This window comes from Rhizobium sp. BK275 (assembly GCF_014193555.1).
Lineage (GTDB): Bacteria > Pseudomonadota > Alphaproteobacteria > Rhizobiales > Rhizobiaceae > Rhizobium.
Window position 1 is genome coordinate 345,464 of sequence record NZ_JACHZL010000004.1, and the last position, 12,937, is coordinate 358,400.

The following is a 12,937-nucleotide window of genomic DNA, read 5'->3' on the forward strand; positions in this document are numbered from 1 at the left end:
GAGGCTGAGGCCGGGCCGGCTGCAATTCACTCGGGAGGACAATTATGAAGTCGATTTACAAGCTGATGGCCGGGGCGGCCATCCTCGTTTCCGTGCATACGGCTGCCATGGCTGCCGACCTCGTCGTTGGCGTTTCCTGGTCGAACTTCCAGGAAGAGCGCTGGAAGACCGACGAAGCCGCCATCAAGAAGGCGCTGGAAGCCAAGGGCGCAAAGTACATTTCCGCTGACGCGCAGTCTTCGGCTGCAAAGCAGCTGACCGACGTCGAATCGCTGATCTCGCAGGGCGCAAACGCCCTCATCATTCTCGCCCAGGACTCCGACGCCATCGGCCCGGCAGTCGAAAAGGCCGCCAGCGAAGGCATCCCGGTCGTCGGTTACGACCGCCTGATCGAAAACCCGGCTGCCTTCTACATCACCTTCGACAACAAGGAAGTCGGCCGCCTGCAGGCGCAGGAAGTCTTCAAGGCAAAGCCGGAAGGCAACTACGTCTTCATCAAGGGCTCGTCTTCCGACCCGAATGCCGACTTCCTGTTCGCAGGCCAGATGGAAGTCCTCAAGCCTGCCATCGACGCCGGCAAGATCAAGAATGTCGGCGAAGCCTATACCGACGGCTGGCTGCCGCAGAATGCCCAGCGCAACATGGAGCAGTTCCTGACCGCCAACAACAACAAGGTTGATGCTGTCGTCGCTTCGAACGACGGCACCGCCGGTGGCGCCGTCGCTGCTCTCGATGCACAGGGCATGGCCGGTTCCGTTCCGGTTTCCGGCCAGGACGCCGACAAGGCTGCTCTGAACCGCATCGCTTTGGGCACGCAGACGGTTTCCGTCTGGAAGGACAGCCGCGAACTCGGCAAGCGCGCCGCTGAAATCGCTCTCGATCTCGCCGGCGGCACGGCGCTCGACAAGGTAGCAGGCGTGCAGACCTTCGACGGCGGCCCGAAGAAGGTGAAGATGCAGTCCATCTTCCTGACCCCGCTCGCCATCACCAAGGACAACCTGAACGTCGTCATCGACGCCGGCTGGATCTCCAAGGCTGAAGCCTGCCAGGGCGTCAAGGCCGGCTCCGTCAAGGCTTGCGACTGATCCTTGCTCGCTGATTTGAATACCGGCGCCGCAGCGGCCCTCCGCTGCGGCGCCGGATGCGGATGAAGCCCGCTCAGTGGCGCTTCTCCGTTCTCGCGCGCATCGCGGATGCTTTGATTCCCTGCCAGAATGGTGCCGTTGTGATCGGCTATTTTCGGAAGCGTCCCGGTGGTCACATCAAGAACAGGGCGATCGTCGGCCGGCATCCCATCCGGAAACGGCCCGCGCCCAAACAAATGGGGGAAACGGCAAACCCATGGCAGACATCACCCAATCGACATCGTCGGGTCCGCGCACGGCAGTTGAAGGTCCCTTCACCCGCTTCCTGCGGGCAACGGAAATAGACACCCGGCTTCTCGGCATGATCGCCGCGCTGCTGGTCATCTGGATCGGCTTCCACTTCTATACCGGCGGCCTGTTCCTCACGCCGCGAAACCTCTGGAACCTCTCGGTCCAGACGACCGAAATCGCGGTGCTGGCGACCGGCATGGTGCTGGTCATCGTCACCCGCAACATCGACCTGTCGATCGGCTCGATCCTTGGCTTCGTCGCCATGATCATGGGCGTGGTCCAGGCGAAGTTCCTGCCGCAATATCTGGGCTTCGACAATTCCTTCACCTGGGTGATCACGCTGATCTGCGGCCTCCTCGTCGGCTCGGCGATCGGCATGTTCCAGGGCGTCATCATCGCCTTCATGGGTGTGCCCTCCTTCATCGTCACGCTGGGCGGCTTCCTCGCCTGGCGCGGCCTTGCCTGGTATGTCACGAGCGGCCAGACGGTCGCGCCGCTCGACACCACCTTCCGCATCATGGGCGGCGGCGCCGAAGGCGCGATCGGCGCCACTTGGAGCTGGATCATCGGCGCGGCCGCCTGCGTGCTGATCGTCGTCTCGATCATCGGCTCGCGCCATCAGCGCCGGCGCTTCAACTTCCCGCGCCGCCCGCTCTGGGCCGAATATGTCCTCGGCGTTCTCGGCTGTGCCCTGGTGCTCGGCGCGATCTGGGTGTCGACGATCTATTACTGGCCGCCGGCAATCGCCAAGCGCTATGCGGAGGCCAACAACATCACCGTGCCCGAGACCGGCCTGATGATCCCCTACGGCATCGCCGTACCCGTGCTGATCGCCGTCCTCGTCGGCATCGTCATGACCTTCATCGCCACCCGCCTGCGCTTCGGCCGCTACGTCTTCGCAATCGGCGGCAACCCGGAAGCCGCCGAACTCGCCGGCATCAAGACCCGCTGGGTGACGGTGCGCATCTTCGCGCTGATGGGCTTCCTCGCAGCCGTTGCCGCTGCGATCTCGACGGCGCGCCTCAACGCCGCCGCCAACTCGCAGGGCACGACCTACGAACTCTACACGATTGCCGCAGCCGTCATCGGCGGCACGTCTCTGGCAGGCGGCACCGGCACGATTGCCGGCGCCATGCTCGGCGCGCTCGTCATGCAGTCGCTGCAGTCGGGCATGGGCCTCGCCAATGTCGATACGCCCATCCAGAACGTCGTCGTCGGTGCGGTGCTCGTCATTGCCGTCTGGCTCGACACTGTCTATCGCTCCCGTGCGAAGTAAGAGGAGTACGAACCATGGCTGAACAACGCACTCCCCTTGTCGAACTGAAGAACATTTCGATCGCCTTCGGCGGCATCCACGCGGTCGACAATGCCTCGGTCGATCTCTATCCCGGTGAAGTCGTGGCCCTTCTCGGCCATAACGGCGCCGGCAAGTCGACGCTGATCAAGATCCTCTCCGGCGCCTACAAGCGTGACGCGGGCGAGATCCTGATCAATGGCGAACCGGCCGACATCCGCAATCCGCGCGATGCCAAGAAATTCGGCATCGAGACGATCTACCAGACGCTCGCCGTCGCCGACAATGTCGACGCCGCCGCCAACCTCTATCTCGGCCGCGAGCTGAAGACCCGCTGGGGCACGCTCGACGATGTCGCGATGGAAGCCTCCGCCCGCGAAGTGATGGGCCGCCTCAACCCCAACTTCAAGCGCTTCAAGGAGCCGGTCAAGGCACTGTCCGGCGGCCAGCGCCAGTCGGTGGCAATCGCCCGCGCCATCCTGTTCAACGCCCGCATCCTGATCATGGACGAGCCGACGGCAGCCCTTGGCCCGCAGGAAACGGCGCAGGTCGGCGAACTCATCAAGCAGCTGAAAAAGGAAGGCATCGGCATCTTCCTCATCAGCCACGACATCCACGACGTCTTCGACCTCGCCGACCGTGTCTCGGTGATGAAAAACGGCCAGGTCGTCGGCCACGCCCGCACCGAAGATGTCACCAAGGACGAAGTCCTCGGCATGATCATCCTCGGCAAGGTGCCCCCCAAGGCCATCCCCGGCCCTGGTGCGATGCAGATGTGATCGATCGATTGCTCGACAAAGAAACTCCGCCGCCCGAAGGGGCCGGCGGAGTTTTCATTTGGGCAACAGCGTGCGGCCGAAATCACTTTAAAAGCCAAGTGCCAGAAATTCCCTGAACTTCGCGATTGAAGCAGAGCCAAAGCTAGGCTAAGAACCACCCATCGGACGACGAGTCACATCGTCAGGCATGCACCCGTAGCTCAGCTGGATAGAGTGTTGGATTCCGATTCCAAAGGTCACAGGTTCGAATCCTGTCGGGTGCGCCATATGTTCTTTCCAAGTAATAAATGCGTCAGGAATTCTCGAGTTCTGGCGAATGCCAGCACCAAAATTGCGTTTGGATGTTGAAAATGCCGCTTAAAGAAACAATTCGGGTAGTTCAATCTGGACAAAGACGCATCAAGCTATTCGTCGATTTCTGGAATGTCGTTATCAATGCACGCAACCAGTCGAAGATGTTCGACATCGACGTCAAGTGGGACGCACTTGCTGAATCTCTTGTCACTGAAACTAGGCAAGGTTATTTCGACGAGACGACAGGTGAATTGGCGGGCTGCTATATTTTTGGCTCTGTATCGAAGTCGAACGGACAAGAAGCAAAGTTCGTGGAGCGTATTATCGACGAATACGGTTCAAAACCCGGCCTCTTCTTCAATTTCGCTGAGCGTGTAGCAAAACAGACCTCGGTCTCGTGCTCGCAATGTGGCGAACCAATGAAAATCCGTTCTGAAAGTGGAGTTGATGTTCTCTTAGCAGTCGAAATGATTAAACACGCGGCCATGCGCGAACATGAATATCTTGGTTTAGTATCCAGCGATCGTGATTTTGTGCCGTTGTTATCCTACCTGAGAGATCAGGGGCAACGGGTATTGCATGTCGCGACAGGAAGTCCTGACAGAGAAATTCGCTCAATTACATGGACACAGATTAGTCTGTCAGAACATTATCCAAGGCTGTGCCGGGTTAGAGGCGATGGGTACATTATTTTGACTGCCCCGCCGTGCGCGAACGAGTTGGAACAAGTGTTAGACGCAGCCCCTGTTCCGCGTGATGAGATTCAAGTCATCGACGTTACAAAAAGAGATCAGATTGCTGATAAGGATCTGACATTCCTTCTAAGAAACCTTGGCCTTAGTTGGAAAATGGCAGATGAGGACGCCTACAATATATATAGTGGTTATTACGCCACAGACGACCTCTCCGAACTTCGTCAACGAATTTCTGATGGAAGCGTAAAAGGAAATCTCCCTTATGTGCTTCGCGACGGCATGTGCGAGATACACTTCAACGGGCACAATAGTAGCTATCCCTGGATTAGAATTGCGGGAAGTGACGCGAACAAGAGATGGTGGAAATTATACGACAAATGATTATGGCTGACCAACGGACGGTTTCGGCGCCCACCCTAGGCGGCTACTCCCGGCACCCTTCGGCAGGGTAACCAGCCTAGCAGATTGACCAGCAATCACAAATTCGCTTGTTGCCAGTTCATTTAGAACTAATGATAGCGGCAGCGAGGAATCACCATGCACGAGATAGTTAGCCAAGAAGTCATATATGCCGCCGCGAGGTACAACGAGGCGGAAGTCCGATTTCATATCATTGACCCCATAATCCACGCGCTTGGATATACCTCAGGAGGAGATGTTTATCTCAAACTTGAAGAGAAACTGAATTATCCATACTACTTCATTGGAAGAAAAAGCAAAAAGAAAGACATTCCCCTCGGATTTCCCGATTACCGCGCCGGCGTTTTGGGTGCGCGTGGGAGCTTCATCATCGAAGCAAAAGCAGCGGACATTGAGCTATCTCGCAACGACATGGAGCAAGCTCATTCTTACGCCGCACATGCTGAAGTCGGAGCTGAATACTTCGTTCTCTGCAACGGATTGCAGCTTCACGTTTATGAAACCCTTGGCGGAGCTAACGCTGCGCCGATCGTCGAGCTTGCCGTGGAGCAATTGAACGAACGCTTCCACGAAATTGAGAATATATTGGGACCTTCAAACTTGGCGCGCCATTGCCGAAAGACTTACGATCTGAGTTTGAAATTGGCAGATGGATTAGGATCATCCGTTCAAATTCGAGACGGTACTTACGGTATGAGCCATTGGGAATACCGGATTTTCGTCGATGATGTCGACATGACCGAGCAATTGAAGCCTTTCTTCGCTCAAGTTGATCAGCAAATGGATGTATTACAGCGGAACTTCGAACTGCGCGTCGGAGACGGCCTTGTGGAGAGAGACCAGGAAGGCAAGATTGTAGCCAAGGTTACATTCATAGGCGCCACTAAGAACAACGATGCTGCCATGAAGTTGATTGGGTTGGACAAGATGATCTTTGCCACGAGCGACGAATTCGTTTCCATTGATCTAGAGAAGCCAAGCATCTTTGAATCAACGGCCGATCTTAATGTCCGCCAGGGGACAAAGTTTCCACCCATGTTTGGCGACGCGATCCCGGTAGCCCTAGACGTCAAACTCGACACCTACATCAAAGCTAGAATGTTCCTGGCTAATGGCGAGGTGAAGGGCGACTACTATGCATTCGCAGATTACCACACTGAGTTCCCCGGATTTGGCAAGGTCCGTTTCGAGCTAGACATTGGTGGCGTAGCCGATCTGCGTTTACTCGTTGGAAGATAAGTCAGACCGGCATAGGGTACATGGTGTATTCTGCTTTTTCCGGCCTCGCTTAGAAGGGAATATCATCGTCGCTCCATTCGCGAGCGGCGGGCAGGCGGCTTGTCTTGGCCGGAGCGGAAATAGCCTTAGGTTTCGAAGGCTCTCCAAGACGCAACTGCTCGGCTTCTTCATGCTCCTTATCTTGACCGATCAGTTTCGTAATGGTCGTGATGGCATCCGGCGCATCCGCTAAGAAAGACGTTGTTCCAACGAGCCCCGCGCCGAGAATGGCCAGTGCGGCCATCGCAGCGCCGTACGCTAAGCGCTCCTTGTGCAACTCGGTGCGGAACTCTTCAATCTTCGCCAGTAGCTTCTGTCTCTTCCTATCGTCTAGATCACCGTTGTTAACCGCGTTTCGTAGCTTGCCAAGTTCGTGTTCGATAATCCCTTTCGTCTTATTCGCGAGTCGCACAGAGTGGGCGTCTCTACCGGAGCTTCCCCTTAGTCGTATCTTCGCAACGACCCCGCTTGTCTGGCGAAGGAACTCTTGAAGGTTATCGAATACTGACGAACTATTGTCCTGATATGTCAGACCTTCGATCCCGAGTTCCTCTGCAGCCGCAGCTACAATCGTCATGTATTGCATACGGACTAGCTCATCGAACTGCCCAGGCGTTTCATTTGTTATAAGAGCCGTCATGTTGCGGCGGCAAATTTGCTCAAGCGCAACAAATTTTTTCAAGGGGTCAACAGGTAGAGCCTCGTACTCGCCATCTGAGATGAGCTCATATTGCATCGATATTGTAGACCTTTTGTTGTCGATAGATTGCCCATCAGAATATCTAAGCCGTTACGAGTGTAAACTCAGCTCAAGCCGGCGGAACCTCTCTGCTATGCCTATTCCGGATACACCTCAGCCCTTGGCACACCCCTTGCATCGTTAACAATACGCCATCCCATCGGGAGTATTGCGTCATGGGGTGGCACCGCTGAGCCCGGGGGTTTGAGAGCGGCGATCATTCGCGCCGCAGACGAGGCTGGGATTACCGCCATCGCCGTACTTCACTGAACTGCCCGTCTCCTGACCAGCAAGCCTGACGAGCCATGCAGAACCCGTCGCGCCCAAAGTCAGTTACAGAAGCGACAACCGCCCCTTGCCGGCCTTACTCTCGTGACAATGCAGCTCGGGCCACCTTACTATGCCCCAGCTCAATACCTGCAGGACAGCGCGTTGGTCGGCCTGAACCCCTGGCGGCACGCCGGGTTCCTCGAATGCCCAGGCTGATACTGGAAATCGGCGCTATTCGAGCTTCGGTGCGTCGTGCACGATGAAGCCAGGATTTCCAATCCGATAACCAGGCCAGCGATCATAAGTGTCCGAACTCTTCTCATCACGATCACCCTGCAGCGATAGCCCGAAACATAGAATTCATGGCGTCCTCTGCGGTGTCAACGGAGAACGGGGAGCCGGGCGATCAAAACCGGACTGAAGACGACTGGCGCGGAGCGATTGATGCAGGCGGACCGCACAGCCGACTTTAGTGGGGGTTAGGGCTCAATCAGTCCCCCGGCCGCACGGTCCGGCTTTTAACTCGGTATGAAGACTTAGGTTCCAACGCCAGCGGACAAGATCGGTCACGAATATCAACCGAAATACAAATGACGTGAACCTGGCTGGCCGGGAGAAGGCAAACAGGATTTTACAGGCTGTGACCGGGAGGAATCTCTTGCGGCGATCAAGGTCTGTCTGGATGTCGTCCACGGCACCGCCGAGCCCGGGGAATTGAGAGCGGCGATCATTCGCGCTGCAGCCGAGGCCGGGATTACCGCCATCACCGTGCTTCACTGAACTGCCGTCTCCTCCGGCCTGACGAGCTGCGCAGAACCCGTCGCCCCGTGGTCAGTTCCAAGCTGCTAACCGCCCCTTGCCGGCTTTGCTTTCGAGGGAATGCGGCGATCTCCACTTGTGTAATTACTGCATTTGCCGGCAGATTTCGTAATAGCGTTCATGCAATGAATTCAGTATCTTAGGGGAAAATATTACAGAATTGCGAGTTTACGATGCATTCCAACTTCTCATGAAGATATGAAACGGCGCACCGGAACGTCATTCTGCCTCTCCACCATATTTCACCATTATCTTGGTAATTGCGTAATAGCGCCCATAACCTATTGAGAAGGCTAGAGAATTGAGGTTACAATATCTGCGTGTGCATTCGTAACCGCTGTCGGCCGTCCCGCGAGCTCGCCCAAAAAAGAAAGCCGCCCCGAAGGGCGGCGTCGTGCACTCGCAGAACATATTTTAAAAGTTCGCCTCCCGTCTTCGCGGACCGTGCTCGAACTCGATGCGGCCACCGATCCATCTCGCCCAGGGCTGGGCGTCCGCATCGCCGCGACGATAGACGCGCACAGTGCGCCCACGGCGATTGACAGGCTTCGAGCCCGGTTCGAACCCGAGCCCCACAAGCGCCCTCTGCAGGTTGGCGCGCCAGCCGGTGGGCAGGCGGCTGGCATCCTCGCTTCCGCCGGTCAAGAGCCTGCGCATGTCCGCGCAGGGCACCATCATGTCGCCATCAGGGATCAGGTCGCGGATGATCTCGTAGGTGGGGCCGAAATCCATCACGCCCTGGTGCAGGGCTTCGAGGTCGGCCTCCAATGCCGGGTCGTCCAGCCACAGCGGCTCATGCTCGTAGATCGTCATGACTTCGGCCCAGATCTGCGCGCGATCGGCCCGGATAGCCGCCATATCGATCGCCGTGGGCCTGACCGGCCACCAGCGGCGATTGCCCGTCGTATCCGTCAGGAACTCGTCGGCATTCGTCGTGGCGTAGAACACGAACTGGCGCGGCACGTCGTCGGGCCTCTGCTGATACGCCCCGCGCGCGGTATCGACGCGAACCGTGATGAACTTCCTGATCGTCTCGATCTCCCGAGTCGACCGGCCAGCAAGCTCCGCAAGCTCGACAATCCAGCGCCCACGCGTGTTCTCGATCACTTCGCGCGCGCCCTCGCCCACCGTCACGCCGTCGGTCACCCATTGCGCGATCGGAACGAGCGCCCAGCCGAACGACGATTTTCCGAGGCCCTGCCTGCCTTGCAGGGTCAGCACGTGGTCAAACTGGCACCCCGGCTGAAAGACGCGTCTGGCAAGCGCGGAGAGCCACTTGCGCGCGAAGGCGCGGTTCAGCCGCGTGTCCTCGGCACCGAGATAACGGGTCAGGAACGTGTCGACACGCCGCGTTCCGTCCCATGCCGGCAGCGACGACAGCCAGTCTTTCACGGGGTGATAGGAATGCCGGCCGGCGACCTTGTCGATAACGGGATTGATGTTGAAAACCTTCGGCGTCAGGCCGAACCCTTCCAGCCATTCCACCATTTCGGCAAGGTCGTTGTTTCCGACGACACGAGGCCTCCAGTCGCCCTGCCGCACATCCCACGGCGGCCGGCGCAGCAGCATCGTCCGGCCGCTGAATTCATCGAGGGCGAGCATTCCCCGCGCGTCGGGGTGGTGTTCCAGCATCACGGTCCAGTTGAGCGTGAGGCCCGGAAGGGGATTGCCCTTGTCATTGGTCTTGAGCATGGCGAGCCAGTCGCGCGGCGGCTCGTGTGCAGTCATTTGTGGCATGAGATTTTCCGCGTGGGATGGGGGGTAACGATATCTGTCGGCACCCGTGGCCCCCTCATCCGACCCTTCGGGCCACCTTCTCCCCGCTGGGGAGAAGGGAACGGAGACGTTGCGGCAAATGCCTTCTCCCCAGCGGGGAGAAGGTGCCGGCAGGCGGATGAGGGGGCCACGGGTGCTGGCGGATGATGCGACCGAACATTGCTGATGTCTCGTTTCCGGAGAGGCTGAGGACATAGCCAGACCTATTCGCAAAACGGTTGGCAGATAGAATCGCGCTGCGAGACAAGGCTCGACGCCCAGAGCCGGATGGATGGCGCAACAGCCGGCCGGTCAGCCCCTTCGCGCCTCATCGGCGGTCAGCGCGTCCTGCGCGGCCGGCAGGATTGGCGAGGTCTTTTCAGCCAGGAACCGATATGCGGAAACGGCAGATTATTCGGGATAGGCCTCAGCGCCCTCCAGCGCCGCCTTGTGGAAGAGGATGAAGACCAGGGGGTTGCCGGGCTCGGACATGGCGTCGCTGCGCTGGCCCGTTATCTCTCCGGCCACGCCGCTTGTATATTCCGCAACCACTTCGCCGAAACTGTTGCGCTGAATGGCCACCTTCTGTCCGGGTGCGACCTTGTCGTTGAGCTTGACCAGATGCTCGACGATCCCGCCCTGTGTCGCCAGGATCGGGAAGGCGCTGTTGCCGGTAAAGACAGTCACGTCCTTGCCCGTCCGGCCCATCGGCCCGGCAACGATACCGTGATGCTTCAGCACGTTCATCGTGCCTTCCACGAAGAGCGAGATCATCTCGAGGTCCAGAACGCGGGCAGCACCGATCTCCGGCGTGAAGGAGGGGATGCCCACGTCCATGAATGCATTGTGCAGGACACCGGGATAGACATGGTTGTCGAAGATCTGGCCGACGGGATAGAGTTCCACCATGGCCTTGACCTCGGGCACATCCATGCCGCCGATGTTGAATGCGGTGACTTCGAACCCGGTTGTTCCGGTGTGGAAGTCGATCGCGAAATCGGCGTTCGGCCGCAGCAGCCGGTTGAACAGCAGCCCGGCATGCCGGCTGGGCGCGGTAAGACCGTTCTCGTTTCCCGGCCATTCCCGGTTCATATCGATCAGATCGACGCCCCTGCCCTGATTGGGCCACCTGCGCTGCATGCTTTCGATGGCCGGGCGCGCCACGTCGGTGACCGCCATGACCGTGCCCGACATCTGCGCCGGATCGAGCTGGTTCATCACGGTCTGGACCGTATGGATGTTGCTCATTTCGTCGCCATGTACACCGCTGGTCAGGATGCCGCGCTTGCCGGGTCTCGCCCCCTTGGCGACCGTCACCGACACGTACCAGGATTGCCCCGTCGGCATCTGCGCACCCTGAAAATACAGGAAGTGCTTCTGCCCGGGCTCGAGGTCGTCGACGTCGAGCGCGCTCACGACCTTTTTCCCCTCGATTGTATCGCCGGTATAGACCGTTCCCGATGCTGGAGCGGAAGCAGTGTCCTCGGCATCAGCGCCATCCGCGCTGACGGCGAGAGCAGCCGACGCGCCGACCGTTGCCAGTGATGCAATCATGAAATCACGGCGATCGATGCCGTTCTTCGATTTGTCCGACATGATGGAAGCCCCTCTGTGATTTGAAAAGTTCAGTTAGAACAATGGCATGCGCATCGGTCGCAAAGTTCCGCACGTCTTCAACCCAGGGTATGCTGCTGAAAATTAGGGCACGCTGCCGAGTTCGCAAGTCCAAGCGGATCGGAGCGGTCGGATGCGAACCGCAGAGGCCTATCGGGCCGAGAGTGAACCGACTTATTCCAAGCCCCGATATCGTTGAGACAATTTCATCGAATAGGTACTCGCCGCAGTTGCCGATGCCGATGGTTTGGTGAATATTCGTGTTCTGGCCCTGAAGGCCTGCGCTGTGACGGATAAGGGGGACAATGTCATGCCTGTAAAATACCTTTTGGCCGCGGTAACGATCGCGCTTCTGAGCCTTTCAGGGTGCGCAACCACCGGCACCGGCGGCGACAACACGACCTACGCAACTCCGCTGGGGATTGGTCCCGTTCGCGGCAATATCGGCGGCTATTATTAGTAGCTGCTGATTTCCATTGAGAGCAGTCACCGCGACAAGGCGAGGCGCTGTTCGGAAGCGGAGCCTGGGATTGTTTTCATGGTAGATGACATAGGCGCGCCGCGCCGCCAGACCATTGCCGGCCTGCGCCGGTTTCTCGATCTTGAGCAGCAGCGCAACTGGATGCGGGGCGAGACGTTCCTGCGCGACGCCGAGGAGCGCTCGGAATCCCTGGAACTGCGTCTCAAATACGTCGCCAGGTTCGAAAAGCTGCTGCGCCGGCCGCAGGCACAAGAAGTTCTGGATATTCTCAGGCGCTACGGAAGCGACTGCATCCCGATCCCGCGCCGGACGGAGCGGCACTACTGGTCGGTTTCCTGCCTGCCGTCGACACCCGGCAAGGCGCTCATTCGCGTCAATGCAAGCTGGATGGAGCTCTTCTCGCTCTATGCTGATGGTGAGGACATCCGCGCCTTGTTCCTGGTGCATCTTTCCGATTTCACCACCGATCACTCGCTCGATCAGGGCCAGGTGGACGAGGATTTCCTCGAGCGCTGTGTCATGACGCCTGATGACGTCAGCTATGTCTTCCCGAGGGGCGAGGACATTTTCGGCGTCAAGGTCCGCGGCTTCGCCTCGATCGGCAAATTTATGGCGACGCCCCGCGCGCTGCAGGCGATCCGGGCATTCAACCTGACACATATGAACCGCGGCCGGAACGCCTATCAGGCGAGCCACTGCTACAGGCTGGCGGATCACATGCTGGGTGACGGCGAGGGTTGAACGGATCGGAATTGGCGGCGGTGGCCGACATCCATACCGATCTCGTTCAGAACCTGGGCAAGGCGGCCTTCGATATTGCTCTACACGCCAGCCAGGTCACGCGATTGCGTTGGCGCCCCGCTGGCGATCGAAGAGACCTCGCGCGGCTTCCACCATGATCCGCAGATGCTCGGGATCGCGCACGCCTTGCCGATAAAGCTCCACCAAGATTGCGGCAATCCGCGCGGCCTCTTCCGAGGCCTTATCGACGCCCGCCTCTTTCACAATGATATCGAAAACAGGCTGACATACCGAAAGATCGTGCGCGTCGAACGGCTGCGGTTTTCGAACATCGATCGTTTTCATGTCGTTCAAAAGCCGGCGCCGTCAGATGGCGCCGGCT

Annotated in this window: 11 protein-coding genes, 1 tRNA gene and 1 pseudogene; 9 read left to right on the forward strand and 4 right to left on the reverse strand. The window is 58.5% G+C overall.

Annotation, left to right across the window (positions count from 1 at the left end):
* Window positions 1–44: 44 nt before the first annotated feature.
* The 6 genes from xylF to FHT82_RS15165 all read left to right on the forward strand — a co-directional run bounded on the left by xylF (window position 45) and on the right by FHT82_RS15165 (window position 6,097).
* Window positions 45–1,085, forward strand: coding sequence for a D-xylose ABC transporter substrate-binding protein (gene xylF, locus FHT82_RS15140; protein ID WP_183731996.1), 1,041 nt, complete (start codon window positions 45–47; stop codon window positions 1,083–1,085).
* Window positions 1,086–1,341: 256 nt separating this feature from the next.
* Window positions 1,342–2,652, forward strand: coding sequence for a sugar ABC transporter permease (locus FHT82_RS15145; protein ID WP_183731999.1), 1,311 nt, complete (start codon window positions 1,342–1,344; stop codon window positions 2,650–2,652).
* 14 nt (window positions 2,653–2,666) lie between these two features.
* A complete protein-coding gene (locus FHT82_RS15150; RefSeq protein ID WP_183732002.1) occupies window positions 2,667–3,449 on the forward strand; it encodes an ATP-binding cassette domain-containing protein in 783 nt (260 codons plus the stop codon).
* Between the two features lie 189 nt (window positions 3,450–3,638).
* Window positions 3,639–3,715: transfer RNA gene (locus FHT82_RS15155), tRNA-Arg, on the forward strand.
* A gap of 84 nt (window positions 3,716–3,799) precedes the next feature.
* On the forward strand, window positions 3,800–4,819 hold the full coding sequence (locus FHT82_RS15160) for an NYN domain-containing protein (protein ID WP_183732005.1): 1,020 nt from the start codon (window positions 3,800–3,802) through the stop codon (window positions 4,817–4,819).
* Between the two features lie 156 nt (window positions 4,820–4,975).
* A complete protein-coding gene (locus tag FHT82_RS15165) occupies window positions 4,976–6,097 on the forward strand; it encodes a type I restriction enzyme HsdR N-terminal domain-containing protein (protein ID WP_183732007.1) in 1,122 nt (373 codons plus the stop codon).
* A gap of 49 nt (window positions 6,098–6,146) precedes the next feature.
* Here the strand turns inward: FHT82_RS15165 and FHT82_RS15170 are convergent, their stop codons facing one another.
* Entirely contained in the window at window positions 6,147–6,872 is a 726-nt protein-coding gene (locus FHT82_RS15170; RefSeq protein WP_183732010.1) for a hypothetical protein, read from the reverse strand.
* 927 nt (window positions 6,873–7,799) lie between these two features.
* Between FHT82_RS15170 and FHT82_RS15175 the strand changes: the two are divergent.
* A pseudogene (locus FHT82_RS15175) lies at window positions 7,800–7,925 on the forward strand (DUF982 domain-containing protein); the annotation flags it as partial.
* Between the two features lie 453 nt (window positions 7,926–8,378).
* Here the strand turns inward: FHT82_RS15175 and FHT82_RS15180 are convergent.
* Together FHT82_RS15180 and FHT82_RS15185 are read right to left on the reverse strand one after the other, a co-directional pair.
* The gene (locus FHT82_RS15180) at window positions 8,379–9,701 is read right to left on the reverse strand and encodes a virulence-associated E family protein (RefSeq protein WP_183732013.1); all 1,323 of its coding nucleotides are present in this window, start codon (window positions 9,699–9,701) and stop codon (window positions 8,379–8,381) included.
* Between the two features lie 429 nt (window positions 9,702–10,130).
* Window positions 10,131–11,315, reverse strand: a complete 1,185-nt coding sequence (locus tag FHT82_RS15185) for a succinylglutamate desuccinylase/aspartoacylase family protein (protein ID WP_183732016.1) — start codon at window positions 11,313–11,315, stop codon at window positions 10,131–10,133.
* A gap of 328 nt (window positions 11,316–11,643) precedes the next feature.
* Here FHT82_RS15185 and FHT82_RS15190 point away from each other — a divergent pair, with 328 nt between their 5' ends.
* Together FHT82_RS15190 and FHT82_RS15195 are read left to right on the forward strand one after the other, a co-directional pair.
* Window positions 11,644–11,793: a hypothetical protein gene (locus FHT82_RS15190; RefSeq protein ID WP_183732018.1), complete on the forward strand. Its 150-nt coding sequence runs from the start codon at window positions 11,644–11,646 to the stop codon at window positions 11,791–11,793.
* A 78-nt stretch (window positions 11,794–11,871) separates the two neighbouring features.
* On the forward strand, window positions 11,872–12,555 hold the full coding sequence (locus FHT82_RS15195) for a hypothetical protein (RefSeq protein ID WP_183732021.1): 684 nt from the start codon (window positions 11,872–11,874) through the stop codon (window positions 12,553–12,555).
* A 96-nt stretch (window positions 12,556–12,651) separates the two neighbouring features.
* Here FHT82_RS15195 and FHT82_RS15200 read toward each other — a convergent pair whose 3' ends face one another.
* Entirely contained in the window at window positions 12,652–12,900 is a 249-nt protein-coding gene (locus tag FHT82_RS15200) for a hypothetical protein (RefSeq protein ID WP_183732023.1), read from the reverse strand.
* Window positions 12,901–12,937 lie beyond the last annotated feature (37 nt).

Excerpts from the sequence above, each read along its gene's own strand:
- FHT82_RS15165 (WP_183732007.1), top strand. The coding sequence starts at position 4,976 with ATGCACGAGATAGTTAGCCAAGAAGTCATATATGCCGCCGCGAGGTAC.
- FHT82_RS15185 (WP_183732016.1), bottom strand. The coding sequence starts at position 11,315 with ATGTCGGACAAATCGAAGAACGGCATCGATCGCCGTGATTTCATGATT.
- FHT82_RS15200 (WP_183732023.1), bottom strand. The coding sequence starts at position 12,900 with ATGAAAACGATCGATGTTCGAAAACCGCAGCCGTTCGACGCGCACGAT.
- FHT82_RS15170 (WP_183732010.1), bottom strand. The coding sequence starts at position 6,872 with ATGCAATATGAGCTCATCTCAGATGGCGAGTACGAGGCTCTACCTGTT.
- FHT82_RS15145 (WP_183731999.1), top strand. The coding sequence starts at position 1,342 with ATGGCAGACATCACCCAATCGACATCGTCGGGTCCGCGCACGGCAGTT.
- FHT82_RS15160 (WP_183732005.1), top strand. The coding sequence starts at position 3,800 with ATGCCGCTTAAAGAAACAATTCGGGTAGTTCAATCTGGACAAAGACGC.
- FHT82_RS15195 (WP_183732021.1), top strand. The coding sequence starts at position 11,872 with ATGGTAGATGACATAGGCGCGCCGCGCCGCCAGACCATTGCCGGCCTG.
- FHT82_RS15180 (WP_183732013.1), bottom strand. The coding sequence starts at position 9,701 with ATGCCACAAATGACTGCACACGAGCCGCCGCGCGACTGGCTCGCCATG.
- FHT82_RS15150 (WP_183732002.1), top strand. The coding sequence starts at position 2,667 with ATGGCTGAACAACGCACTCCCCTTGTCGAACTGAAGAACATTTCGATC.
- FHT82_RS15190 (WP_183732018.1), top strand. The coding sequence starts at position 11,644 with ATGCCTGTAAAATACCTTTTGGCCGCGGTAACGATCGCGCTTCTGAGC.
- xylF (WP_183731996.1), top strand. The coding sequence starts at position 45 with ATGAAGTCGATTTACAAGCTGATGGCCGGGGCGGCCATCCTCGTTTCC.